At 63.7% G+C, this 24737-nt stretch carries 26 protein-coding genes; 16 read left to right on the forward strand and 10 right to left on the reverse strand.

The window, feature by feature from the left end; translation table 11 throughout:
* Positions 1-56: 56 nt before the first annotated feature.
* Entirely contained in the window at positions 57-980 is a 924-nt protein-coding gene (locus tag ASC83_RS03375; protein ID WP_056058062.1) for a DUF72 domain-containing protein, read from the reverse strand.
* 89 nt (positions 981-1069) lie between these two features.
* On the opposite strand from ASC83_RS03375, the gene ASC83_RS03380 reads away from it, so the two are divergent.
* From ASC83_RS03380 to ASC83_RS03400, 5 genes are all read left to right on the forward strand, one after another.
* Positions 1070-1378, forward strand: a complete 309-nt coding sequence (locus ASC83_RS03380; RefSeq protein WP_056058069.1) for a hypothetical protein — start codon at positions 1070-1072, stop codon at positions 1376-1378.
* Between the two features lie 26 nt (positions 1379-1404).
* Positions 1405-1626, forward strand: coding sequence for a hypothetical protein (locus ASC83_RS03385; RefSeq protein ID WP_056058072.1), 222 nt, complete (start codon positions 1405-1407; stop codon positions 1624-1626).
* Positions 1627-1689: 63 nt separating this feature from the next.
* Positions 1690-2061 (forward strand): hypothetical protein, encoded by a 372-nt coding sequence (locus ASC83_RS03390; RefSeq protein WP_056058074.1) that lies wholly within the window; start codon positions 1690-1692, stop codon positions 2059-2061.
* 415 nt (positions 2062-2476) lie between these two features.
* Positions 2477-2947: a hypothetical protein gene (locus tag ASC83_RS03395; protein WP_056058079.1), complete on the forward strand. Its 471-nt coding sequence runs from the start codon at positions 2477-2479 to the stop codon at positions 2945-2947.
* Between the two features lie 175 nt (positions 2948-3122).
* On the forward strand, positions 3123-4040 hold the full coding sequence (locus ASC83_RS03400) for a LysR family transcriptional regulator (RefSeq protein WP_200938890.1): 918 nt from the start codon (positions 3123-3125) through the stop codon (positions 4038-4040).
* Between the two features lie 15 nt (positions 4041-4055).
* On the opposite strand, the gene ASC83_RS03405 is transcribed toward ASC83_RS03400, so the two are convergent.
* From ASC83_RS03405 to ASC83_RS03435, 7 genes are read right to left on the reverse strand one after another with little or no spacing between them, the layout of a single operon-like run.
* The gene (locus ASC83_RS03405) at positions 4056-4472 is read right to left on the reverse strand and encodes a heme-binding protein (protein WP_369816938.1); all 417 of its coding nucleotides are present in this window, start codon (positions 4470-4472) and stop codon (positions 4056-4058) included.
* Positions 4473-4521: 49 nt separating this feature from the next.
* A complete protein-coding gene (locus tag ASC83_RS24265) occupies positions 4522-5178 on the reverse strand; it encodes a glutathione S-transferase family protein (RefSeq protein ID WP_056058089.1) in 657 nt (218 codons plus the stop codon).
* 45 nt (positions 5179-5223) lie between these two features.
* On the reverse strand, positions 5224-6192 hold the full coding sequence (locus tag ASC83_RS03415; RefSeq protein WP_082522326.1) for a tripartite tricarboxylate transporter substrate binding protein: 969 nt from the start codon (positions 6190-6192) through the stop codon (positions 5224-5226).
* 59 nt (positions 6193-6251) lie between these two features.
* The gene (locus tag ASC83_RS03420) at positions 6252-7793 is read right to left on the reverse strand and encodes a bifunctional 3-(3-hydroxy-phenyl)propionate/3-hydroxycinnamic acid hydroxylase (RefSeq protein ID WP_082522327.1); all 1542 of its coding nucleotides are present in this window, start codon (positions 7791-7793) and stop codon (positions 6252-6254) included.
* A gap of 1 nt (position 7794) precedes the next feature.
* A complete protein-coding gene (locus ASC83_RS03425; protein WP_056058094.1) occupies positions 7795-8655 on the reverse strand; it encodes a fumarylacetoacetate hydrolase family protein in 861 nt (286 codons plus the stop codon).
* A complete protein-coding gene (locus tag ASC83_RS03430) occupies positions 8652-9557 on the reverse strand; it encodes a VOC family protein (RefSeq protein ID WP_056058097.1) in 906 nt (301 codons plus the stop codon). Before ASC83_RS03430 ends, ASC83_RS03425 begins: the two co-directional genes overlap by 4 nt.
* Entirely contained in the window at positions 9554-10585 is a 1032-nt protein-coding gene (locus ASC83_RS03435; RefSeq protein ID WP_056058171.1) for an amidohydrolase family protein, read from the reverse strand. The genes ASC83_RS03430 and ASC83_RS03435 overlap by 4 nt, the downstream gene beginning before the upstream one ends.
* Before the next feature lie 70 nt (positions 10586-10655).
* Here ASC83_RS03435 and ASC83_RS03440 point away from each other — a divergent pair, with 70 nt between their 5' ends.
* From ASC83_RS03440 to ASC83_RS03480, 9 genes are all read left to right on the forward strand, one after another.
* Entirely contained in the window at positions 10656-11567 is a 912-nt protein-coding gene (locus tag ASC83_RS03440) for a LysR family transcriptional regulator (RefSeq protein WP_056058102.1), read from the forward strand.
* A 240-nt stretch (positions 11568-11807) separates the two neighbouring features.
* Positions 11808-12761 carry a PDR/VanB family oxidoreductase gene (locus ASC83_RS03445; RefSeq protein ID WP_056058105.1) on the forward strand — a complete coding sequence of 318 codons (954 nt, stop codon included), beginning with the start codon at positions 11808-11810 and terminating at the stop codon, positions 12759-12761.
* Between the two features lie 61 nt (positions 12762-12822).
* Positions 12823-14004, forward strand: a complete 1182-nt coding sequence (locus ASC83_RS03450; protein WP_056058108.1) for an MFS transporter — start codon at positions 12823-12825, stop codon at positions 14002-14004.
* Positions 14005-14013: 9 nt separating this feature from the next.
* A complete protein-coding gene (locus ASC83_RS03455) occupies positions 14014-15078 on the forward strand; it encodes an aromatic ring-hydroxylating dioxygenase subunit alpha (RefSeq protein WP_056058112.1) in 1065 nt (354 codons plus the stop codon).
* Positions 15075-15734 (forward strand): glutathione S-transferase family protein, encoded by a 660-nt coding sequence (locus ASC83_RS03460; protein ID WP_056058115.1) that lies wholly within the window; start codon positions 15075-15077, stop codon positions 15732-15734. The genes ASC83_RS03455 and ASC83_RS03460 overlap by 4 nt, the downstream gene beginning before the upstream one ends.
* 47 nt (positions 15735-15781) lie before the next feature.
* Positions 15782-16822 carry a porin gene (locus tag ASC83_RS03465; RefSeq protein WP_162245479.1) on the forward strand — a complete coding sequence of 347 codons (1041 nt, stop codon included), beginning with the start codon at positions 15782-15784 and terminating at the stop codon, positions 16820-16822.
* Positions 16823-16894: 72 nt separating this feature from the next.
* The gene (locus ASC83_RS03470) at positions 16895-17896 is read left to right on the forward strand and encodes a tripartite tricarboxylate transporter substrate-binding protein (RefSeq protein ID WP_082522330.1); all 1002 of its coding nucleotides are present in this window, start codon (positions 16895-16897) and stop codon (positions 17894-17896) included.
* 119 nt (positions 17897-18015) lie between these two features.
* A complete protein-coding gene (locus tag ASC83_RS03475; protein ID WP_200938891.1) occupies positions 18016-19500 on the forward strand; it encodes a carotenoid oxygenase family protein in 1485 nt (494 codons plus the stop codon).
* 21 nt (positions 19501-19521) lie between these two features.
* Positions 19522-20658, forward strand: coding sequence for an ABC transporter substrate-binding protein (locus tag ASC83_RS03480; RefSeq protein WP_056058126.1), 1137 nt, complete (start codon positions 19522-19524; stop codon positions 20656-20658).
* Between the two features lie 50 nt (positions 20659-20708).
* On the opposite strand, the gene ASC83_RS03485 is transcribed toward ASC83_RS03480, so the two are convergent.
* A complete protein-coding gene (locus ASC83_RS03485) occupies positions 20709-21365 on the reverse strand; it encodes a GntR family transcriptional regulator (protein ID WP_056058130.1) in 657 nt (218 codons plus the stop codon).
* Between the two features lie 191 nt (positions 21366-21556).
* On the opposite strand from ASC83_RS03485, the gene ASC83_RS03490 reads away from it, so the two are divergent.
* The gene (locus ASC83_RS03490) at positions 21557-22435 is read left to right on the forward strand and encodes an NAD(P)-binding domain-containing protein (protein WP_082522331.1); all 879 of its coding nucleotides are present in this window, start codon (positions 21557-21559) and stop codon (positions 22433-22435) included.
* A gap of 43 nt (positions 22436-22478) precedes the next feature.
* A complete protein-coding gene (locus tag ASC83_RS03495; RefSeq protein ID WP_235509310.1) occupies positions 22479-22973 on the forward strand; it encodes a tripartite tricarboxylate transporter substrate binding protein in 495 nt (164 codons plus the stop codon).
* Between the two features lie 185 nt (positions 22974-23158).
* Here the strand turns inward: ASC83_RS03495 and ASC83_RS03500 are convergent, their stop codons facing one another.
* Complete coding sequence (locus ASC83_RS03500) at positions 23159-24697, reverse strand: IS3 family transposase (protein WP_056058136.1); 1539 nt, start codon at positions 24695-24697, stop codon at positions 23159-23161.
* Positions 24698-24737: the final 40 nt, after the last annotated feature.

A 24737-nucleotide genomic window follows, 5' to 3' on the forward strand; every position in this document is an offset into this window, starting at 1 on the left:
TTTCGGAACCTTTCTACGCCGTACCTCCGCGCCTTCGCTTCTCATTCAGCACTCCCTCAGCTCGCCTTCAAAGCCGCCAAAAACTCCCGCGCGTTGAGCTGGCTCTTGTCCTCCATGCAGTTGTTGAACACCGCATGCGGATGCCGCACCGACCGCGCAATCGGGCTGTAGCGCTGGGCCAGCGTCTGCAGCTCAGCGGAGGTGTACGCATAGTCAAACCGCTCGGCTGCTGACTTGGCTGGCATCCCGTACGCCACTTCATTACGCCCATGGAGCCTGAGCAGTGCATGGTCGGGATGGGTGGTCTCCCAGATCGTCGGAACACTGTGCGGTGATCCCTGCGGGCCATCCACGATGGTGTGGACCAGGCCCAGGCTTCTGAGTAGGCCCAGGGTGTCTGCCGTCACCGCATCGTTCTCCCACCAACTCGGATGCCGGAACTCAATGCTCAGGGTGTAACCGGGCAGATGCTCCAGGCAGTGCTCGATGTGGGCCATGGCAACCGGGTGGCGCACCACCTTGGGTGAGAACTGGAAGTGCACCAAACCCAGCTTGCCGTTGACCTGCAAAGGCACCAGGCAGGCCACAAAGCGCTTCCACAGCTCCTCCCGAAACTCCGCCGCCATGTCCTTGTAGACCAGGCGCTGCCCAGGCCCCAAAGCCTCCTTGATGTCCTTGGGCAAAACGTCCGTGCTGGTCCATTGCCCAGTGAACAGGCTGAATGCTTTCACGTTAAACACAAACCCAGGAGGTGTGCGTTCTGCCCAGTGCTGGGCGGTGGTGACTGCAGGGATGGCGTAGTAGCTGGTATCCACCTCCACCAAGTTGAACTGTGAGGCGTAAAAACGCAGCCGCGCTTCTGGTGTCTTGGCCGTGGGGGGATAGAACTTGCCGCAATCGAGCAGGGTCTTGTCCGACCAGGAGGCGGTCCCGACCAAGGGATTGAAGCCAGGAATGTGGGGGGCGAAAGAGTGCTCCATGGGGAGGCCTCCTTGGGTTCATCCTACATGCGCATTTGCGGCAAAAGCTGTATATTTATCCAGTATTCAACCACAGGAGAAGCAGCGCCATGCAAGTCATCGAATCCACCTATGTCGTCACCCTGCGCGACTACCCCGAAGAGATCCCTGCCAAGGAGCGCATCGCCGCAGAAACCCGGTACGCCCAAGCCCTCGAAAAGCAGCTTGGTGGCCCCGAACAGGTGGCCGCCGCCCTGGACACCATGCACAGCTTGGAAGAGTCGCCACCTGAGGTGGTGTCTCCTGGCGATCTCACTTTGCTCAAGGCCTGGGGCAAGGCCAGTGCTGCGGCCAAGCAGGCGGGGTTCCGAGATCTGGGCGAAGGGGATGGGGCGTACTTTGAAGTGCGGCTGGTGTGAGGGTGAAGGTCCACTGAGGACATGCCATGCCGATCAACGCGCCCTGGAACTACCCGACGCTGATGTGCACGCCACCGGGCGGAGCCGGTGGTGTGTTCCCGACCGAGACCGTGCTGCCGCTGGAGGCGGAGGCCTATGCGGTCACGCAGGAGGGTGAGGTCTGGCGGGTGATGGTGAAGCACTCGGGGGAGGTGCTGTACGCGGGGCCTGGGCCTGTGGTGTTGGTGGAGTCGCCGGCGCCGTTTTAAAGCAAACCGATTGCACCGTACCGGCTACCGGTTGTATGGTGCACCAGCCAGCAAGGAGTCGATATGTCGATAGACCGTGCCAACTATCCCGGGGTGCCGGAAGACTTTCCGATGACTGCAGTACCGTCTGCCGTTGCGGGTGCCCAGCCCAAGATGAACCTGGTTGAGGAAGGTGGGAAGTTCTATGCCCCGGGCACGTCGCCAGGCGAGGTCATGGCCGCCTTTCAGATGTGTGACGATCTGGTCTCGCAGATGGTCGCGTACTGCCAGAGAAAACTCGCTACCTACGAAGGCAACCAGGAGGCGACAGTGAAGGCTGCGTTGAAGGGGCTGCTGGCCAAGCGGTGGTGCACTGATGCGCAGTGCGTGTGGATCATGCGCAGGGTGGTGGATGAGTTGCAGTGGACCGTGGGTGATGACGCTTGGGCAACCTGATGCCTCGATGCTCTCGCCAGCCCTCCATGGCAGTTAGACGTAGGGTGGGATCACATCAATTACCCCGCCGGCTTCATTGATTGGATCGTTATGGCAAGCCCATCTTCCGATATGCAAAGACAAGGTCCTCGCGTTCTTGCAATCTGTCGCTGGCATCGTGGAAAGTCGCGACACAATCCCGATCTTGTCCAATGTGCTCGCACGTCGGACAGCTTATTTCGACGTCATGGCGATTGAGATGTGCCTTGCGGTTCTTGGAGTACCGGCCCGCCATAGTGCCGAGGTGTTCGACTTGTTCTCACGTCCGATGGCTAAGCTCAAGCAGGCTCTTGCATTGACCTTGTCGTGCACTTCCTGTTTTAGCAGCAAGGTCAACGGCCAAAACGCGCCATAGGGCGCCATTGATGAAGTCCCCATGAAAACACCCTCGACAACATCAACCACTCGCCACCGCGCAAACAACACCCCAAGCGCGGTTGCACATCCGTCGCCCTACGCGTCTGCTGCTCAGACCAAGGCCTTATTGGCTGGCAGCCTGGCTGCCCGGATGGCGCGCTTGGAAGCCAAGGACATGCTCAGCACAGACATGGCTGCCGATCTGGTTGGTACCACCCCAGTGACGATCAATGCGTGGATCGCCAAAGGGCGGGCTATCGGATTGACCCAACCCCGGCGTGGATTCAAGTTGCCCAGTTGGCAGTTTGAACCCGTTCTATGGGATGCCGTGCCCAAACTTTCACAAGCCTTGGGAACCAATGAGGGCTGGGCGCTGCTCGCCTTCTTGGAGACACCATCGGGCGCTCTGGGCGGTTTAACGCCGCGTCAGGCCATAGAGCAAGGTCATCTGGCCCGCGTTGTCGAAGTGGCGGGTGCTGAGGGTTATTGACTCTCTTCCCCCTGAATCGCCCCGGGGCGACTCACAAATTTCATGGGGAAAGCTCGCTATAGCCGGCCGTGTTCGCGTGCCATGATGACCGTCCAATAAACGCCACAAACAGGCCCACACCTGTGTTGAAAAGCAGCCGCCCACCATGCGCTTTGAACGATTTGATCTAAACCTGTTGGTCATTCTGGATACCCTGTTGGAGGAGCGAAACGTCACCAAGGCCAGCGAGCGGCTTCACATTGGGCAATCTGGCGCCAGTGCGGCGCTCAAGCGGTTGAGGGAGCACTTTGGTGACGAGTTGCTGGTGCCGGTGGGGCGGCAGATGACGCTGACCCCGCTGGCGCAGACCCTGGTCGAGCCCGTGCGCGAGGCCCTCCTGCAGGTGCGCGCGGCGCTCGCGCGCAGGCCGGCGTTTGACCCGAAGACTGAGCACCGCAAGTTCGTTGTGTGTGCTTCAGACTACGTGACCACGGTGCTCATGGCCGAAGTGATCCAGCACATTGCCGTGCAGGCACCCCAGGTGTCCGTCGATGTACGCAGACCTCCCAAGGGTTTCGCTGAAGTGTTCGATCGTGGGGAGCTGGACCTGATCGTGATGCCCGAGCCCTATCTGACCCACTTCACCCATCCCAGGACACCGCTGTTCCGGGACACCCATGTCTGCCTGGTTTGGACCGGTCATGCATCGGTGGGTGAGTCGCTTGCGTTCGACCAGTACATGGAACTGGGGCATGTGGTCGTGCGTCTGGGAGAGGACGCCAGAGCCGTGATGTTTGAGGAGTGGTTCCAGCCACGCTATGGCCGGCAGCGCCGCATCGAATGCTCCGTTGACAACTTCAGCACACTGCCGTTGCTGGTGGTGGGAACCCGGCGTGTGGCCACCCTGCACCGGCGACTCGCGGAGTATGCGGTGCGGCACCTGCCGTTGCGCATGCTGGAGGTGCCGGTGGAGGTCCCCCCGCTGATCGAAACCATGGCTTGGCCACGGCACCTACAGAACGACCCCGCGCATGCATGGTTGCGCGAACAGGTTCAGCTGGTGGCTGCGCGGCTTGACAACCGACCAGCCCCGGGCGGTGCTTCCGCAGTCTGAGTCGGGTCGGCCGGGTCAGCCCGGCTGCAGTCCCGCCGAGGTGACACCCGCCATGCAGATCTCTTCGTCTTCGTCGCCGGTGCCTCCGCTGGCCCCGACGGCCCCGATCACCGCACCGCTGCTGTCCTTGATCAGCACCGCGCCGGTTTGCGGGATGAACTTGCCCTGACCTGTGGCGGCCAGCGCGCCGAAGAATGCAGGCATGTCGGTTGCGCGCTTGGTGAGCACGCGGGAGGAGGCGCCCATGGCCACGGCGGCCCAGGCCTTGCCGGTGGCGATGTCCACACGGAACATGCTGGCGCCGTCCTGGCGCTGTGCTGCTTTGAGGTGGCCGCTGTCGTCCAGAACGACCACGGCCATGGGCCGGTAGGACTTCTGGTCGGACAACGCCAGTGCGGCTTGGATGATCTGGTTGGCTTGGTTCAGGGTCAGGGACACGGAAAGATCTCGCTCGAAGGTTGAAAAAATGCAGCCTGGCCGGTCAAGCCGGCTGCGATTCGCGCGCCAGGGCGCGTTGAAAGGCAGGGCGGGCGTGTTGCCGCGCCAGCAGTCCGGCCAGGCGGGGAGTCGAGGCCGCGTCCCAGCCACTGTCCGTGGCGCGGCCAACGGCCCAGCACACATGGCTGTCCGCGATGTTCCATGCTTCTCCGCACAACCATGGCCGGCCATCGGCCAAGGCGCGCTCTGCCACGGCAAGCTGTTCTGCCAGTTCGGACATCGCCACACTCTGGATGCGCGATTGCACCTGGGGGTCGGGGTGGATGCGGGACGCCATGCGAAGGCGAAAGACCAATCCGTGCAGCGTGCTGACGCTCCACGACAGCCAGGAGAGTGCTTGCGCACGCATCCAGCTGTTCTCGGCTCCCGGAAGCAGGGCGGCCTGCGGGTGGTGCATGTCCAGCCAGCTGACGATGGCAACGATTTCGCTCAAGGTCCCCTCGCTGGTCAGCAGCAGGGGGACTTTCCCTTTCGGGTTGAGCGCCCGGTAGCCGGCTTGCCGTTGTTCGCCGGAAGACAGGGCAATGGGGCGAGCGGCGTAGCCGACACCAGTGACCTCAAGCGCCTCCAGCGCCACACGCGAACAGGCGCCCGGCGAGAAGAACAGCGTCAGGGTTGATTGGCTGGGTTTTGCGTTCATGTCTTTTAGCTCAGAGGCAGTGGCGCCGACTGCAAGGGGGCCTCGTCATTCGGGCAGCACATCGATTTCCTTGGCAAGGGCGCCCCACCGTGCGTGCTCTTCCCGCAGGAAGGTCGCCAGCCGTTCCGGTGTCCAGCCGGGTTCGGCAATCGGGCCCAGCGTCGCCATGCGCTGCACGATCTCGGGGTCGCTCAAGACTGCGCTCACATCCTTGCTCACGCGGTCGATCACCGTCTGCGGCGTGCCGGATGGGGCCACCAGCGCGAACCATCCGACCAGATCCAAGCCCGGCAGGAGGTCCGCCAGACGGGGGATCGACTCGAAGCCTGGGACCGGGCGGCTGGAAGTGACCGCCAGCAGCCGCAGCCGTCCCTGTTTCACCAGCGCAGCCGTGGACGCCACATCGGCCACGATGGCCTGTACGTGGCCACCCAGAAGGTCCTGGACGGATGCACCGTTGGACGAGTACGCGATCAGATTGGCGTTGGCCTTCGAGCGGGCGTTGAACAGGCGGGTAATCATGCCGCCGAAGGTGCGTCCGCCTTCGTTGCCCAGGGTGTACTGCCCTCCCATCTCCTTGGAGCGGGCGATCAGGTCATCGACCGAATGCACAGGGGAGTCCGCTCTCACCAAAATGCCGAAAGGACTGCGCGCAATGAAGGTCACCGGGACGAAGTCCTTCAATGGGTCATAGGGCAAATGCTTGAACAGGTAGCTGTTGGTGACCAGCGCCGCAGCGGTGGCGAAGTAGAAGCTGTATCCGTCGGCGGGCGCCTTGGCGGCGGCCTGTGCGCCGATGGTGTTCTGGCCGCCGGGCTTGTTGTCGATGACGACGGACTGTCCCCATTGTTTGCCCAGGCGTTCGCCCAGCAGTCTCGCCACGTTGTCGGGGCCCGATCCCGCCGGCTGGGACAGGATGAACTTCACGGGTTTGTGGGGCCACTGGCTTTGCGCCCACGCCGCTGGTGCGGCGAGCATGACCATCAATGAGGCGAGGAACGTTCGTTTCAGCATGGTATTTGTCTCCGAGTCGTTGTTCAGTCATTCCAGGCAAACGGGAAGGGTTGCAGGCGCTACTTCAGTCGTGCCCTCCATTCCTTCAGCAAGCTGTCGAGTTGCGTTGCGTCATTTGCAGCGCCGAAGACGCAATGGTCGGGCCGTACCAGTACGGCGGCGCACTCATGACGGTGCATCCAGTCCTGGAGAACGCCCTCGGCCTCCTTCAGGCCGTCGTCCACGCGGATGATCGTGAGACCGTGGCTCTTGGCCGGCGAAGGCATATCGACCTGCAGCGCAAGACGCCAGCCGGCGCCCGTGATGTGATCGAGCAGCACCGTCTGGCCGTCGCACAGCACCCGGGGTTGCGGAAACAGCGTGCCGACCACCGGGTGAGGCGTGGCCGACAGAAGGCCGCCAGCGAGTGGAGGTATCACGTCCTGGCGCGGGGTGTCCTTGACGATGCCGCCGACATCGGCGAGCAACTTCGCGTCTCGCTGTCGTGCGAGTGCGGGGTCGCGTTCGCAAATCACGGCGCCGATGCCTTTGATGCGTGAGGTCAGTTCCTTCACGTGGGCCTTGCGTTCCTCGCCGTAGCTGTCCAACAGCGTTTCAGCGGCCTGGCCTGTCACATCGCCCTGGAGCACCGCCGCCAGTTTCCAGCAGAGGTTGGCTACGTCGCGCACGCCCTGGCACATGCCCTGTCCCAGAAAGGGGGGCTGCTGGTGCGCCGCATCTCCGGCCACGAACACGCGGCCCACGCGCCAGCGTTCGGCAACCAGGGCGTGGAATCGGTAGCTCGCCTGGCGCCAGAGTTCTCCGTCGTCGGGTCCGATCCACGGCGACAGCAACCGCCAGGTGCCTTCGGGCGTCGCGACTTCCCTGGGGTCCTCGCCCGGTTTGAGGGAGATTTCCCAGCGCCGGTGGTTGTGCGGGCCGATGACGAAGGTGGTGGGGCGCTCGGGGTTGCAATACTGAACGCTGGTGGTCGGCAGCTTCCTGAGGCCGGCTTCGTTGACCCGTACATCCACCACCAGCCAAGGCTCGTCGAACACCAGGTCTTCGAGGGCAATGTCTGCCAACCGGCGCACCGTGCTCGAGGCGCCGTCGCAGCCGATGACGTAGCGGGCGCGGACGCTGGCCTGCGAACCGTCCTCGCGCTGCAACTGCAGTGTGGCGCCATCGTTGTCTTGCGTCAGGCCATTGACCTCCACGCCCAGCTCAACGGCCACATTCGACAGCTGCGCCACGCGCTCGCGCAGCGCGGCTTCCACCGGGGGTTGGGTGAACACGTTCGATGGTGTGTAGCCCAGCGGGTAGGGCGGTGAAACCATGGTCATGCGCTTGATGAGCTGGCCGTCCACCCCAAAGTATTCCGAGGGCGTGAAGGGCTCCATGTGCGGCACAACGGCATCCACCACGCCGATCTGCTGGAACACCCGCAGGATTTCATGGTCCAGCGCAATGGCGCGCGGCTTGTCGTAAACGCCGTGCAAGCGGTCACCCACCCACACCTTCAGCCCCATGCCACCCAGCAGGGCCGCAGCCACCGCGCCCGTCGGGCCGAAGCCGACCAGCGCGACGTCGTATTCGTCGCGTGCTTGCATCCCTTTGCCCATGTCAGACCTCGCCGACGATGGTGTTCTTCAGGGTACCCAGGCCGTCGATCTCCACCTCGAACACGTCACCGGCCTTCATCCACACGGGAGGCGTGCGGCTCTGACCCACCCCGGCCGGGGTGCCCATCACGATCACGTCTCCGGGTTCGAGCGTCAGGCACTCGGTCAGCAGGGCGATGGTTTCGGCCACGCCCCAGATCATGTCGCGGGTGTTGGCGTCCTGCATCGTCTCTCCGTTCAGGCGCCCCTGGATGCGCAGGCCCTCGGCGCCAGGTGGCAGCTCATCGGCCGTCACCAGCACCGGACCGAAGCCGCCGGTGGCGTCGAAGTTCTTGCCGATGGTCCACTGCGGCGTGCGCTTTTGGTAATCGCGCACGGAAATGTCGTTGAAGCAGGCGTAGCCGAACACCAGCTCCAGCGCTTTCTCCTGCGGCACATGTTTGCCGCGGCGCCCGATCACCACGGCCAGTTCGGCTTCATAGTCCAGCTTGTCGGACACACGCGGCTTCAGGGCCGGTGCGCCGTGTGCAAGCAGCGAACTCGCGCCCCGGTAGAAGAACCAGGGGTATTCCGGCTTCTGGCGCCCGCTTTCCTTGGCGTGATCAAAATAGTTCAGGCCCAAGCATATGATCTTGCCCGGTTCGGGCACCAGCGGCGCCAGCCTCAGCGAGGCCAGGGGCACCCGGGGCGCCTCGGCGGCGAGGGCCGCCTTCGCCACAGCGGTGAGGTCGTGGCCTGCCAGCAGGGCCTGCCGCAGATCGCTCGGCACTTGCGGCTGTGCGTCCTGCACATCGATGACGGATTCGCCGTCGAGCAGGCCCAAGCGGGGTTGTCCGTTCCGTAGGTAGGTGGTGAATTTCATGTGTTGGTCTCCTGGATGAAGTGAATGCCGCGCTGGGCCTGCTTCAGGTCGGCACTGGGTGGGGCCGAGATGCCCCAGCGATCAATCCGGCCGGGTGGCCAGACCCAGTCGGACGGGCGGCCGACCCGGTAGGTGTCGTCGATCTGCTCGACCTCGGCGGTGTACTCAATGACCACGCCATCGGGGCCGATGAAGTAGTTGAAGGCGTTGTTGCCCGGCCCGTGCCGGCCGGGACCCCACTCGATGGCGTGGCCCGCGTCCCGCATGCGGCCGCCGCCGCGCATCACCGAGTCGATGTCGGGCATGAGGAAGGCGATGTGGTTGAGCGCGTTGTTGTCGGCGTCGCCCAGCGCGATGCTGTGGTGATCGCGATTGATGTTCATGAAGGCCATGATCCTGGTGCGGTCGGCCAGGCGGCATCCGAGCGCCTTCTCGAAGAAGCTCTGGCTGGAGGGTACGTCGTGGCTGTTGAGTACCACGTGGGCCAGGCGGATCGGGCGGTCCTTGGCCTCGTGCGCATCGCCATGGCGAACGTCACCGTGCACCACGCGCAGGATGCGGCCGTCCGGGTCGCGCACCGTCACGGCCACGCCGCCGCCCGGTTCGTCCACCGGCGCGAGGGCGCGCAACACGGTGCCGCCCGCCTCCACGGTGGCTTGGGCGATGTGGCGCAAGGCGTCTTCGCTGCGCGCTCGCAAGGTCACATCCCGCAAGCCCGGTTGCGTGCCGCAGTGCAGGGACAGCACATGGTGCGCGTCACCCGTGGCGCGCAGATAGACAGCGTCTTCCTGAGCCTCTACCACGTTCAGATGCCAGACATCGGTATAGAAACGGGTGGCCTTGGCCAGGTCCGGCGTGTACAGCGCCACGCTGCGCAGGGTTTCTATCGGGGAAGAGTTCATGCCTTGTCTTTCAGGCCGAGAAAGCGCTCGGCGTTGTGGTGGATCAGCGCCTGGGCCGTGTCGGCGTCGAAGCCTGCGGCCTCGATCCGCTGCACTGGGTGGCGTTCGTGGAAGTTGAAGGGGTAGTCGGTGCCCACCATCAGTTGCGTGGAGCCGAACATCTGCACCAGGTGGGTCAGCGTGGGCGTGTCGAACACCAGGGTGTCGTAGTGCAACTGGCGCGCTTGCTCGGTGGGGGACGCGTTGACCGACTCCTTCAGCTTGGGGAACACCTGCCAGCCCTGTTGCAGGCGGGGCAGTAGGGACGCCAATGTGCCGCCACCGTGACTGAAAGCCAGCCGCAGGCGGGGATGTCGAACCATCAGGTTGCTGGTGATGCAGGATGCGGCCGCCAGACCCACGTCGCTCGGGTAGGCCAGCACCTGCTGCAGCGGAGCGGGGCCTACGAGGCGGTCCATGCCGGTCGGCTTGATGGCGTGCACGAAGACGGCGGCGCCCAGCGACTCGCAGGCGGCGAAGAATGGATCGAATCGGGGGTCGCCGATCACGACGCCGTTGATGTTGCTGCCGATTTCTACACCGGCGAACCCTGGCGTCTGCATCACATGGTGGAGCTCGCGGATGGCCAGGTTCATGTCCTGCAGCGGCACGGCGCCCAGGCCCACCAGTCGCTGGTTCGAGCGCGCCACCATCTCGGCGATCTGTTCATTGAGGTAGCGAAGCAGCACCTGCGCGTCGGGCGGGTCCATCCAGTAGGACAGCAGCTCCGGCATCGGAGAGATCGCTTGGGCCGCCAGGCCCATGGCGTGCATGTCGTCCAGCCGCTTGGGCACGTCCCAACATTTGTCCGACACGGTGCGGTAGACGTTGCCGTTGATCATCACGTGCCGGTGGCATTCGTGCGCAGGTGCCATCGATGGCCAACTGGCGGGCGCCACCTTGTTCTTCAGGTAGTGCGGCAGATGCTCCGGCACGATGTGGGCATGCACGTCGATGCCGCAGGCAGAGCAATGTTGAAAGTGGCTCATGAGGCCGCGAAGTTTCAAGCGATGGTTGACATCCATCAAGTCGATTTCATAAATACCTAGAATCCATCGCATGGATTTGCGTGGTTTCGACCTCAACCTCTTGATCGTTTTCAATGCCTTGGCGCAGCACCGCAGCGTGACCCGCGCCGGGGAGTCCATCGGGCTGAGCCAGCCGGCCATGAGTGCCGCGCTCGCGCGCTTGCGGCTGCTGCTGGGCGATCCGCTTTTTGTGAAGACCGGGCCCGAGATGCGGCCAACGCCGCGCGCGGCGCAACTGGTGGCGCCGGTGCGTCAGGCGCTGGAGATCGTCAAGGGCGAAGTGCTGTTGACCCAGGCGTTCGACCCGGCCACCTCGACGCGGACGTTCTCCATCCTCACCCCAGACATTGGCGAGAGCAACCACATTCCGCGGCTGCTCTCATTGCTGTCTGCCGAAGCCCCCGGGGTCAACATCAAGGTGCTGTCCATGCCCCGCCATGCCGCCTTCGAAGCCCTGGAAGCGGGGGTGGTGGACCTGGCCGTGGGGTACTTTCCTGATCTGCACCGGGAAGGGTTGTTTGTCCAGCGCCTGTTTCGCAATGAACATTTCTGCATGGTCCGTAGGGATCACCCGGTGATTGGCGAGAAGCTGTCGCTCAAGCAGTTCATGGCGGCCGACCATGCGACGGTTCGGCCCGAAGGCCGCGAGCACGTGTTCGAGCACTACCTCCACGCCCGGGGCATCCAGCCCCGCGTGCGGCTGGAGGTGGCCCACTTCATGAGCCTGCTGCCCATCATTTCCACCAGCGACCTGATAGCCACCGTGCCGCGCGACCTGGCCGAGGTCTGTGTTCGCTACGGAAACATCCGCATGCTGCCCACGCCCTTCAAGGTGCCGGCCATCGAGATCCACCAGTTCTGGCACCCGCGGGTGCACAAGGACATTGCGAACCAGTGGCTGCGCGGTGCCATGCGAAGGCTGTTCCCCGACGGCAACCCGTAGTGCGCGCAGCGCATCAGCGCTGCCGCGCCTGGCATCCAAGGGGTTTCCCTATGTATTGCCAACATTGATGCAGATCATGACCAGGAACTGTTATTTGTTGTAGCGGCGTTTCCCTACAGTGCGCTCATTCGCACACAAGGAGACAGCACTTTGCACGCCTCATGCAACCCGCCGGTAACGGTCAGTGAACCCCTGCCTGTGGCCTGTGGGAGCGCCGCAGCGTCGACCCCCACGAGTGTTTTGCTCAGCGTCCGGGTCAGCGCGGTCACGGACGAGGCGCAGGGTATCCGCAGCTTTGAGCTGGTCGATGTTGCGGGCAGTGCGTTGCCTGCCTTTTCGGCCGGCGCCCACATCGACGTGATACCGCCCGGGGGCCCGACCCGCTCGTACTCGCTGTGCAACAACCCGTCCGAGCGCCACCGCTATCTCATCGCGGTGCAGCGTGAGGCCGACAGCCGCGGCGGTTCGGCATCGATGCACGAGCGGGTGCGTGCGGGCGATCTGCTGGCCATCAGCGCACCGAAGAACCACTTCCCGCTCGCACAGGATGCCAGCAGCAGCCTCCTGCTGGCCGCGGGCATCGGTGTGACGCCGATCCTGAGCATGGCCGAGCGGCTGCATGCCTCCGGGTCCGACTTCCAGATGCACTACTGCACCCGGTCGATGCAACGCACCGCGTTCCACCGGCGCATCACGACGGCGCCGTATGCCGAGAAGGTGCATTTCCACTTTGGCGACGGCGAGGCGGTGCAGAGGTTTGACGTTGCAACCCATCTACCAGAGCCGCAGTCCGGCGTGCACCTGTATGTGTGTGGTCCTGGTGGCTTCATCGAGTCCGTGCTCACCACCGCGCAAGCGCTTGGTTGGAAGGAGTCGCATCTGCACCGCGAGTACTTCGGCGCCCACGTGGAGCTGTGTGGGGCCGAAGAGGGATTCGAGGTGGTCGCTGCGCGCACCGGCAAGGTGGTCGTGGTGCCGCCGGGAAAAACCGTATTGCAGGCGCTGGCGGAGGCCGGAGTCGACGTGCCGTTTTCATGCGAGCAGGGTGTGTGCGGCACCTGCGAGACGCGCGTGCTCGATGGCAAGCCCGAGCACCGGGACCTGTACCTCACACCTCATGAGCAGGCCGCGAACGACCGGTTCATGCCGTGCTGCTCGCGCAGCCTCTCGCCCCGCTTGGTGCTGGACCTGTAGCCAAAGCACTCGTGCGAAGAGCGGTCGTGACGAATCCCATTTCTATAAAAAGGAGACTGAAGTGTCAAAACCCATTGGCCTCGGCGGCAAGGCCGTCCTGACGATTGGCCACATGGCCGGAATGATCGACATGGTGGCGCTGCCGCTGTGGATCGGCGGCCTGATGCAGCACTACCGGTTCAGTCCGCAGCATGCGGGCATCACGGTGACGCTGTTCCTGCTGGGCATGGTGATCGCCAGCGCCGTACTCGCCCCCCTGTTCAACCGAATTCCACGGCGCTTGGTCACCGTGTTGGGTTTTGCAGCGGCATCGGCTTGCTTTTTGCTGATTGCGCGCCAGCCCGTCGATGGTGCGAGCTTCGAACTGCTCGCACCGCTGCACGCGCTCGCCGGACTGGGGGCCGGTTGCGGGCTGTCGCTGGTGCATGGCTCCATTGGTCGCACCGACAACCCCCACCGGCTCTTCGGCATGGTCAGCCTTGCTGCGGCAGTTCTCGGTATCGGGGTGTTCGCTGTGGTACCTGGTCTGACGGCTCAGTACGGTGCATCGGTGCTGTTTGTGGTCTTTGCCGTTGCCATGGGGCTGGCCGCAGCGGTGTCCCTGGTCGGGTTTCCTGATCTTGGTGATCCGGCGCGGGTGTCGGCCGAGGGTGCCCGCACAGCGAGCCCGTCCAGCCGGTTGATCTGGATGCCGATCGCTGTGGTGATCTGTCTCACGCTGAATCAGTCGATGGTGTTTGCTTTTGTCGAGCGCATAGGTGCGGCGCGCGGCTTCGGCGCTGGTGACATTCAGGCGATGCTGGTGACCCTCGGGTTCTTCAACCTGCTGCCGGGACCGCTGGCCGCCTGGATGCAGCACCGCATTTCCCCATTGAACGTGGGCATTGTCGGGCCCGTCGGCCAGGCGTTGCTGGCGTTCACCCTGGCGAGCTCAGCGGTGTTTGCGCCCTATGCGCTGGCCGGTGTGCTGTACGTGTCCATGGTGATCTTTACACACACCTTCCTGTTCGGCCTGCTCTCCAGGCTGGACCCCAGTGGCCGGGCCACCAGCGCGACACCGGCCATGATGATGATGGGTTCCTGCATGGGGCCAGCCCTGGGTGGCTTCATCGTGTCCGGTCTGGGTTATCAAGGCCTGGGTTGGGCGGCCTGCCTGGTGTCCCTGGTGGCGGTGGTGCTCATGGCGCGCCTGCGCATGCAACTCCGGGTGCACGCCGACACCCATCAGCGCGCTTTCGCCTGAGGGAGGACCATGGACTACCTGAAGAACTGCTGGTATGTCGCCGCGTGGGACCACGAAGTCGGTGCAGAACGACCGCTGGGCCGCGTGCTGCTGGATCAACGCATCGTGCTGTACCGGGGTGCAAGTGGCGAGGTTCATGCGCTGGAGGATCGCTGCCCACACCGGTTCGCCCCGTTGCACATGGGGACGGTTTGTGGCGAGGCGATCCGCTGTGCCTACCACGGCCTGGAATTCGGTGCCGACGGAAAGTGCTCGCACAACCCCCATGGAAACGGAGCGATCCCTTCCGGAGCCAGGGTGCGGGGCTATCCGGTGGTGGAGCGCGACAGCCTGGTGTGGATCTGGATGGGCGACAGCGAACGGGCCGATCTGAAGGACATTCCCCGCTTCGAGTCGCTGAACCCGGACACGCACCATGTGGGCAAGGATTACCTGCTCGCCCGGGCGCACTACCAGCTCGAAGTCGACAACATCATGGACCTCAGCCACATTGACTATCTCCACCCTGGCACCTTGGGGGGAGGGACGGACAAGAACGCTGAAACGAGTGTGGTGCAAGAAGGACGTCGCGTGTGGTCGTACCGGCTGGCCCGCGACGAACGGCTCTCGCCGGAGCTGGAGGCGCGCAACCGCCTGGAGCCCGGCACCCGCGTCGACCGCTGGCTGGATGTGCGCTGGGATCCACCGGGCGTGATGGAGCTGCAGGTGGGCTTCGCGCCTGCCGGTACGCCGGAGCCACGGACCCAGGGCAAGGTGCGGCTGTTTCAGCACATTTTCACGCCCGAGACGCGGCAGACCACCCACTACTGGTTTGGCACTAGCGTGCCGCGTGCCGCAGGGCCGGGTGGTGCGCAGATCGTGGCCGAGATGGTGCGGTTTCTGCGCCTGCCCTTCGAGACGGAAGACCTTCCCATGCTGGAGGCGCAGCAACGCGTGATGGGCAGTGCGAACTTCTGGGACCTCAAGCCCATTCTGCTGCCCGGAGATGCGGCCGCCGTGCGGTCGCGTCGTGTACTGGACCAACTTATTCAGCAAGAGCGTCAGACAGATGACGCTAACAGGAGACCCACATGATCACTCTCTACGGCGACCTCCGGTCGCGCGCCCATCGCGTTGCATGGATGCTCAAGGAGCTGCAGATGCCCTTCGAGCACGTGCCTACTCACTTTCTGGACGGCAGTACCCGCACGTCCGAGTACCTGCGCATCAACCCCAATGGGCGTGTGCCGGCCTTGAAGGATGGTGATCTGGTGCTGTTTGAATCGCTGGCCATCAACCTGTACCTCGCGCGCAAGTACGGCGGGCCGCTGGCGCCCTCTGATCTGCGGGAGGAGGCGCTGGCGACGCAATGGACCCTCTGGGTGCTGACCGAGATCGAAAAGCCCTTGCTACTGACCGCAGCCAACCTGTTCCTCTTCGCTGAGAACGAGCGCGATGCGCAGGAGGCAGAGGCCATGAAGCGCAAGCTCGGTCGTCCGTTCAAGGTGCTCAACGCTCATTTGCAGGCACGCCCGTTCCTGCTCGGCGACCGTTTCACGGTGGCAGACCTCAACGTCTCCTCCGTGATGACGCTGGTGCCGCTGTCGGGTATGGAGCTGGGCGAGTGGCCCGCGTTGAACGCATGGCTGAACCAATGCCTGGAGCGTCCCGCCGCCGCCGACTGGAAGCCGATCAGGTTCCGCATTCCGCGTCCGCCCACGCCCCTGGCGATGCTCGAGTCATTCGTTTGAATTTTTCAACCAAGCCGGCGTTGACCGGTATCCAGGAGACAACAAGCATGAATCAACGACTCGCACAAACGACCCTGCTCGCCCTCGGTCTCGTTAACGCGACCGCCCAGGCCCAGTCCAACCCACTGTCCTTCTACGGCACCCTGGATCTCGCCCTCGGCAAACTGTCATCACAACCACCCGGTCCGCCGAATGCCCCCGTCACCAGCGTGAATGGTGTGCACAACGGCGGCATGCAGACCAGCTACTTCGGTGTGCGCGGCATGGAAGACCTGGGCGATGGTCTCAAGGCGAAGTTTCAGCTGGAGTCGTTCCTCCGTGCCGACACCGGTGCGTCCGGCCGCTTCAATCCACCGGGTCCACCCCAGGACCCCTTCTGGTCACGCTCGGCCTGGGTCGGCCTGGAGGGGGGCTTTGGCGAGCTGCGTTTGGGCAACAACACCAATCCGGCCTGGCTGGCCAACGTGTTCACCAGCGCCATGGGTAACAACTCGCTGTTCTCTCCCTCGTTCCGCCAGCAGTACAACGGCAGCACCCGCGGCTCCATGGCGCAGGACACAGGCCTGCCCAACTCGTTGAGCTATTCGTCGCCGAACCTGGCGGGCACGGTGGCGACCATCAACGTGCAAGCTGCTGAAGGCACTGGCTCGGGCAGCAACTTCAATGCCAGTGTCGTCCATCGGTCCGGCCCGCTGCTGCTGGCGGTGGCCGGCGCCCGCGTGCAGCATGTGCCATCGCCAGATCCAGCCGGTGCGCTGGACGAGCAGTTTGTGATGCTGGGCGCGAGCTACGACCTGAAGGTGGTGAGGCTGTTTGCGCAGTACACAGACTTCAAGGACAAGCTGGGCAACGCCAAGATCAGGACCCCCCACATCGGGTTGACAGCGCCGATGGGTGCGGGGCAGGTGCAGCTGGCATGGGCCGAAGGCAAGACCTCCGGGGCGGCGAGTGGCACGCGCACCACCATCAGCGCGGGGTATGTGCATCCGCTCTCGCAACGCACGCAGCTGTACCTGATGGTCGGCACCGACAAGGTCTCGACGGGAACGGCCAAGAGCTATGTCACGGGTATCCGCCACACGTTCTGACCGCCTTCGCCAGGCTTTTGCCGTCAAAGGTACCAGGCGGCCAGCCCGGTACCCATCTTTCAGGAGACAGACATGACCCATTCCTCACAACACATTACCCGGCGCCGCGCGATCGCAACCGTTGCCGCCGGCTCCCTGGGTCTAGCCTTGCCAGCGCTGCGCGCGCAGGACCTGCCGCCGCTGGCGCGCATCATCGTCGGCTTTCCGGCTGGGGGGGCGCCCGACTATGTGTCCAGGCGACTCGCCGAAGGCCTCACCGGCAAACTGGCGGCTGCCGTCGTCGTCGAGAACCGGCCCGGCGCCGGCGGCCGCATTGCGTTGGACGCCGCCCGCCAGTTGCCACCCGACGGCCTGACGCTGCTGCTGTCCCCCGCAGGCATGGTGACAACCAACCCCCACACGTACCGCCGCCTCAACTACGACCCGGTCAAGGACCAGGCGCCCATCACGATGTCTCACTCGGTGACCTTGGGCTTCGCCGTTGGTCCGGCCGTGCCGTCCCAGGTGCGGGACATCGCCGGGTTCGCCGCCTGGGCCAAGGAGCAACCAGGGGCCGTCGCCTTCGGATCACCCGCTGCGGGTGCACCCCCCCACTTCATCGGGGACTGGCTCGGTCGCAGCCTCAATCTCGGTCTGACCCATGTGGCCTACCGGGGCGGGGCACCGGCGCTTAACGATCTGTACGGCGGCTCCATTGCCTCGCTGTCGCTGACGCTCGCTGACTTGGTTAAACCGGCCGAGGCACAGCGGCTGCGCATCCTTGCCGTTTCAGGAAGCAAGCGCTCCGTGTTTGCGCCTTCGGTGCCCACGTTCGCGGAGCAGGGTATCAAGGGACTTGATCGCGACGACTGGTTTGGTCTGTACGTGGCCGGTCAGCCTGCGCCCGAAGTCGTGCGACGGCTCTCAGCCATCACCAAGGAGGTGCAGGGCGGGGCGGTCTATCAGAAGGCCCTGCGCAGCAACTTCCTGGAGCCAGCCTGGAGCACCCCGCAGGAGCTGGCCCAGCGTGGACAGGACGATCTCGCGCACTGGGGACCCATCATCAAGGCCTCCGGCTTCACGGCCGACTCCTGACCCATCGGAGGTGCCTGCCGTGTCTTCCCTGCCCTTGCGCTGCCGCAAGCCCGGCCTCTTCTGACCCAACACATTTTTCATCCACATCCATTTCATACAGGTTGAACAACATGAACGACATGACACTTCCCTTTGCAAAGGCCACAGGTCTGCGGTTCCCGGACGACATCGTGTTTCGCGGCTACGCGGCGCCCTCGCGCGTGGAGGGCGAGGTGCACGATCTGGAGGTCGAGGGACAGATCCCGAACGAACTCAATGGCGCCTTCTATCGCAACAGCGCCGACCACGCCTACCCGCCGCTGCTGGGCAAGGACATCTTCCTCAACGGCGACGGCATGGTCCACATGGTGCGCTTCGAGAACGGGCACGCCGACTTGAAGACCCGCTACGTGCGCACGCGCAAGCTCGAGCTGGAGCGCAAAGCGCGCCGCGCCCTGTTCGGCGCCTACCGCAACCCCTTCACCGACTTGCCCGATGTGGCTGGTGAGGACAACAACACCGCCAACACCTCGGTGCTGTGGCACCACGGCAAGCTGTACGCGCTCAAGGAGTCGGGCCTGCCGTACGAGCTGGACCCCCACACCCTGGAGACCCTGGGCGAGCGCAACTTCGGCGGCAAGCTGCAGCGTACCTTCACCGCGCACCCCAAGCTCGATCCGGAAACGGGCGAGTGCATTGCCTTCGCGTACAACGCGCCTGGACAGCCCACCCGCGACATCGAGTTGTACGTGCTGTCACCGGCCGGCGAGATCACGTCCCACGAGACGTTCCAGGCGCCCTACAGCTCCATGGTTCACGACTGCCTGGTCTCGCGCAACCACATCGCCTTCGTGATCTGCCCGATGACCAGCGACTGGGAACGCGTGAAAAAGGGAGAGTCGTACTGGCACTGGGACAGCAGCCTGCAAACGCACATCGCCATCATCCCGCGCAAGGAGGGCGTCAAGGGCATCCGTTGGTACACCTGCCCCAAGGTTGCCATGCAAACGCACACCTTCAACGCCTGGGAAGAGCAGACGGCGTCGGGCACCACCCTGCATCTGGACCAGTTCATCACCGAGTCGGGCTGGCTCAGCCAGTTTCCGGACATTCGCGATCCCGAGGCCCACGAGAAGCCGCCGTTTGGCGAGCGCTGGTCGTTTGACCTGGACAGCCCCTCGCCCGAGTTCCGGATCCAGCGGCTGATCAACCAGATCGGCGAGATGCCCGCCATCGACCCGCGTTACGCGATGAAGCGCACCGGCCACTTCTGGTTCGGTACCAACAACCCGGCCATTGGTCCGATGCTGCCCTGGGGCCCCAAAGGCCCGCCGTTCACCTGCGTCGGGCATTTTGACGAGGCGACCAACAAGCTGAACTTCTGGTATGCGGGGCCCGACTCCGCGCCCGAGGAACCGCATTTCGTTCCCCGGAGCCCCAATGCGCCCGAAGGGGATGGCTGGGTCCTGACCATGGTGGGGCGCCGCGCGGAGAACCGTACCGACCTCGTGATCCTGGATGCCCTGCACCTGGACCGTGGACCGGTGGCGGTGGTGAAGTTCCCCTACCGGGTTCACGAGGGGTTCCACGGCATCTGGGTGGGTGCCAAGGCGCTGGGCTGGTAAGCCTGCTACAGGAGGACGGGCATGTTCAGGCACATCCATCGGGTGCATTCCATCTTGCTGCTGGTGGTTGCCATGTGGCTTCCATTGGCCACTGCCGCACAGTCCGTCACCCTGGCGCACATCGGCCCCTTCACCGGGCCGGCGGCCAACGATGCGCGCGATCTCAACGCCGGCATGCTGGCCTACCTTGCAGAGGCGAATGCGAAAGGTGGTGTTGGTGGTCGCCAGATGGACCTGTTGACGCTGGACGACCGTTACGAAAGATCCGAATTTTCGAAGCAGTTTTCGCAAGCGCAGTCGCGGGGGGCGGTGGCACTGCTGTCGCCTCTGGGGCTGAACGCCCTTCGTTCTCTGCTTGAAGACCAACTCCTTGAACGCAGCGACATGGTGGTGGTGAACGCCCTGCCGGGTGCCACACCCTTTCGCTCGCCGGGCCACCCGCGCCTGTTCCATATCCGTGCCAGTGATCGCCAGCAGATCGAGAAGATCCTGGTCCAGGCGTCGGTCGTTGGTGTTCGGCGGATGGCGGTGCTGGTGCATGACTTGAGAGCCGGTGAGGCCGATGTCAAGGGCGCGCAGGCAGCGCACGCCGAGCTCGGTGCATTGGTGCTCCAACTTCATGAAGCGCCCGACAACGCGGATTCGCTTGCTTCACTCGCCAGGACCATCGCCGCCAGCGATTCGCAGGCGGTATTGGTCATCGGCTCACCCCCCCGAATGGCAGAGTCGGTGGCCGCACTTCGGAAGGCCGGCGTTAGGGGCCACATCTATGCGCTGTCCTATCTGCCACACGGCCTGCTCTCCACAGTGGCGGGTCAAGATGCGGCCCGGGGCGTGGCCATCGCGCAGACCTACCCGAATCCGATGGGCAGCACCATGCCGTTGCACCGTGAGTTCCAGACCGCTATGCGCCAGGCACACCCGAAGCTGACCACGTACTCCGCATTCCATCTGGAGGGGTATCTGAGCGCGCGCATGGCTGTGGAAGGGCTGCGTCGCGTGCAAGGGGCGGTTCGGTCGCAGACCCTGGCCGAGGCCCTGCGCCGCATGGGCCCGGTGGACATGGGCGGCTTTAGGGTCAACTTCAGCCAGTCAAACGCAGGCAGCACCTTTGTCGAGATCGGTGTGATCGACGCCCGGGGGCGCCTCATTTATTGAACGGGTGGGGGAGCAGACAGTACGACTAACTGCAGGTCGACATCCGGTGGTCATGCGTCCTTGCGGTATTCGCCCCGGTGTTTCATGAATCGGTGATATGACATCCGCAGGTGCAGTTGCATCACATGGCGCGCCAGCTCCCCATCCCGGGCTCGCACGGCAATTACAAGATCGCGATGATGGTGCAGGCTTTGCACCAGCTCTTCGGGTGTGTAGATGTAGAACGAGCGCTTGATGATCGGCATGTCGATCATGGTCGCCAGCATGGTCTTGAGGCGCGGCGAGCCCGACGCCTCAATCAGCGCGTGGTGAAAATCCCGGTTGGCTGACTGCACCTCGGCAATGCCCTCGAGGCCGGCAGCAATGCCGGCCTCCATGCGCTGGTTGCTGGCTTCCAACTCATCGGCCAGCCCCTCACCGCCGCGCGTGGCCGCGAGGAACGAAGCGTACGGCTCCAGCAGCATGCGCAGCTGGAAGGTCTCCTCCACATCCCAGTCGCTCCACTCCGACACGCGGATGCCCTGGCCCAAGCCATCGGTTGCCAGGCCATCTTCCACCAGGCGGTGCAGCGCATTGCGCACCGGCGTGCGGCTCAGCCCCAGGTCGCGGGCGATGGGTTCTTCCTTGAGCTGCTCGCCCGGGCGGTAGTGCCCGCCAATGAGCCGCTGCCGCAGAACCTCGTACGCCTTGTCTTTCACGTTTTGCACTGTTTTTGCACCAGGTGGATGGGGTGGGGTGTGCTGATTCTAGGTGAGCCGTGCAGGCTGTGCCGGATCCGGCGGCGATCTCTAAAAAATACAAAATAAGTGCAAATTTGCGTTGCTTTACGGGAAATCCCTATGAATCAATCGTCACTGTGGTTTCTAAACTGCCGCAAATGTTTTGAAATTGTACTTTTATGAAGTTCGCAATACTAGGTGGTGGAATGGTCGGTGCCTGCTACATGCAAGCATTTCTGGAGCATGGGCACAGCCTGGTAGGTCTGTGCGACCTGCAGCCCAACGCTGCGGTGGCGGATGCCGTGCAGGCTGCCGGTGCGCAAGTTCACACCGCACCTGGCGCCTGGCTGGCTGGCGCCGACGTGGTGGTGAGTGCCGTGTTCGGTACTGTGGCGCGCAGCCTGTTCGAGGCCTGCCTGCCTCATCTACAGGATGGCGCGCTGTACGTGGACATGACCACGGCCGACCCGCAGGAGATGCGCGAATGCGCCGAACTGGCCGAGCGCAGCGCACAGGGCAGGGCGGTGCACTTCGTGGACGTGGCCATCACCGGGGCCGTCAACCTGGGTGGCAAGAAGACGCCACTCCTCGTGGCCGGCGGCAAGGCCGGTTTTGTACAGGAATTGTTCTTGCCGTTCGGCGGCTCCGTCCGCGTGGTGGGCGAACGGCCGGGCGATGCCGCCTCGCTCAAGCTGCTACGCAGCATCTACACCAAGGGCATCGAGGCACTGGCCGTGGAATGCTTGGTAACCGCAGAGCAAAGGGGCCTGCGCGAACCGCTGTACGCCGTGCTGCAGGACATTGACGAGACCCCTTTGCGCACGCTGATGGAATCCATGGTGCGCACGCACATCCCGCACTCGGCGCGTCGCCGCAACGAGGTGGCCGAGGCCCAGCAGCAGATGGCCCGGCACGGCCTGACGCCGATCGTCTTGCCCGCCGTCGAATCGCTGTTCGCCACCACCGCGCAGGCGCATGCGGCAGAGCCTTTCACTGGCGCGACCACCGACGAAGCCATCGCCTGGCTTGGCGACCGCGTGCTCACCAACCACCCCTAACCAACCCGCGCCTTTGCCCATAACCCTGAAGGAGACACCTGCAATGACCTTGAATCGACGCACCCTCGCCATTGGCGGCCTGCTGGCCCTGGCCGCTGCCACGGCAATTGGCCCGGCCCACGCTCAGGGCAACTACCCGCAAAGGCCTATCAAGATCCTCGTCCCTTTCCCCGCAGGCGGCGGCACTGACAGCCTTGCCCGCCTGGTTGGTACGAAGCTCACCGATGCCTATGGCTGGACCATCGTGGTGGAGAACAAGCCTGGTTCTGGCGGCAACCTGGCGCTTGACCAGACGGCCAAGGCGCCCGCCGACGGTCTGACCCTGGTGATGGCGCAGACCGACAACGTGGTGCTCAACCCACTGCTGTACTCCAAGCTCACCTACAACCCCGACAAGGACCTGCGCCCCGTGGCTCTGGTTGCCGCCGGGGCGGCTGTGCTGGTGGTGAATGCCGACTCGCCCTACAAGACGCTGGACGACATCATCCAGGCCGCCAAGAAGGACCCCGGGCGCCTGAGTTTTGGGGGGTGCGGATAAAAACTTGGACTGGTTTTATGCCGCAAGTCCAAGGCTCACCCGGTATTCGATAGGGCTGAGGGAGCCAAGAGAGATCTTGATCCGNACCAAGAACTTATCCACAACGTGAGCGTGAAGCTCACGAACCAGGGTGGGTCAGATCGAGATGGAAATGGCGGGGGTGCGGATAAAAACTTGGACTGGTTTTATGCCGCAAGTCCAAGGCTCACCCGGTATTCGATAGGGCTGAGGGAGCCAAGAGAGATCTTGATCCGCTTCTCGTTGTACCAGCGGATGTAGTCGTCGACCACCTCAATGAACCGCTCGATGGTCGTGCCCTTCCAGTCCCGAGGATAGAACAGCTCATTCTTCAGCCGGCCGAAGAAGCCCTCACACGCCGCGTTGTCAGGCGAGCACGCCTTACGTGACATGGAGCGGGTGAGCTTGGCATCGCTCATTCTCGATAGCCAGCCAGGCCAGCGGTAGTGCCCTCCGCGATCGGAATGAACTACCGGCCTAGCGGTGGTTTCTGCCACTGTCTCGATAGCAGCATCCAGCATGGTGTTGACCAGTTCAGCGTCCGGGCTCGTGCCAATGGTCCAGCTCACCACCATCCCGTCGAAGCAATCGATGATCGGTGACAGGTACACCTTGCCCGCAGGGATCTGGAACTCTGTGATGTCGGTCAGCCATTTCTCGTTGGGGGCTGCAGCCTGGAAGTCACGGTTGATGATGTTCTCGGGTGCGGGGCTGATCTCGCCGAGGTACGACGCGTAACGGCGCCGCTTTGGCTTTGCAACGACCAGGCTTTCTTGTTTCATCAGCCGCTGCACCACCTTCTCGGAGATGGTGACGTCCTGCTTGGTCAGCGAGGCCTGCAGCCTGCGGTAGCCGTAGCAGCGGTGGTTTGACTCGAAGATCTCGGTGAGGGATTGGCGCACACCAAGGTACTTGTCGCCGACCGCTGTGCGGGCCCGATGGTAGAAGTACGAGCTACGTGCAAGACCCAACTGTCCAAGGAGCTCAGGCAAGTCATAGTGCTCCTTGAGGGCGTCAATCAGCAGTGTCTTCTCCCGGTTGGACAGGAGCTGTAGATCGACGCCCAGGCCTTTTTTTAACAGTTCATTGGCCTTGTTCAAGAGGTCCTGCTCAAGGCGCAGTTGCCTGACTTCGAGGCGCAGTATCTCAACCTGGCGCTCGAGCTCTTCACGCTCTCGCGCCTGCGGGGATTGATTGGTGTGTTTCATTGATGCGGGTGCCTCACGTCCCAGAAGCTGGTTCTTCCAGTTGTACAACGTTGGCCGGCACACGCCGAGCTTGTCGGCAACGGCCTGTGCACTTTCCTGCCGAGTGCAAAGCTCCATCACTCCCGCTCGCTTCAAGCTCTCGGGGTACCTTCGTTGGCCCACACTGCCAACGACTGCCTTCCTGGTCTCAGGGAAGGCCTCACGAACCCACTTGGTCAGCGTTCCACGACCAGGGTAGCCCAGCGCCCTCATGGTGGCGGCGATGCATCGATCGTGGGTGAGGTAGTGCTCGATGGCTGCAGCCTTCTGCGCCTGCGAGAACTTCGGTTCACGGCCTGCGTAGCCAGCGGACCAGTCGAGCTTGAACTGGTACTCGTTGTACCAACCCTTCAAAGAATTCTTCGTCGGATAGCCCAGCTGCCGTATGGTGGGCCTGACGCGCTTGCCCAGCTTGATGTAGAGCTCAACGGCTCGGATTCGATCTTCGTAGGAATACATGAACTACCTCCCGGTAGTCCAAGTTTTTGTCCGCATCCCC

This window comes from Acidovorax sp. Root402 (assembly GCF_001425125.1).
Taxonomy (GTDB): Bacteria; Pseudomonadota; Gammaproteobacteria; order Burkholderiales; family Burkholderiaceae_C; genus Acidovorax; species Acidovorax delafieldii.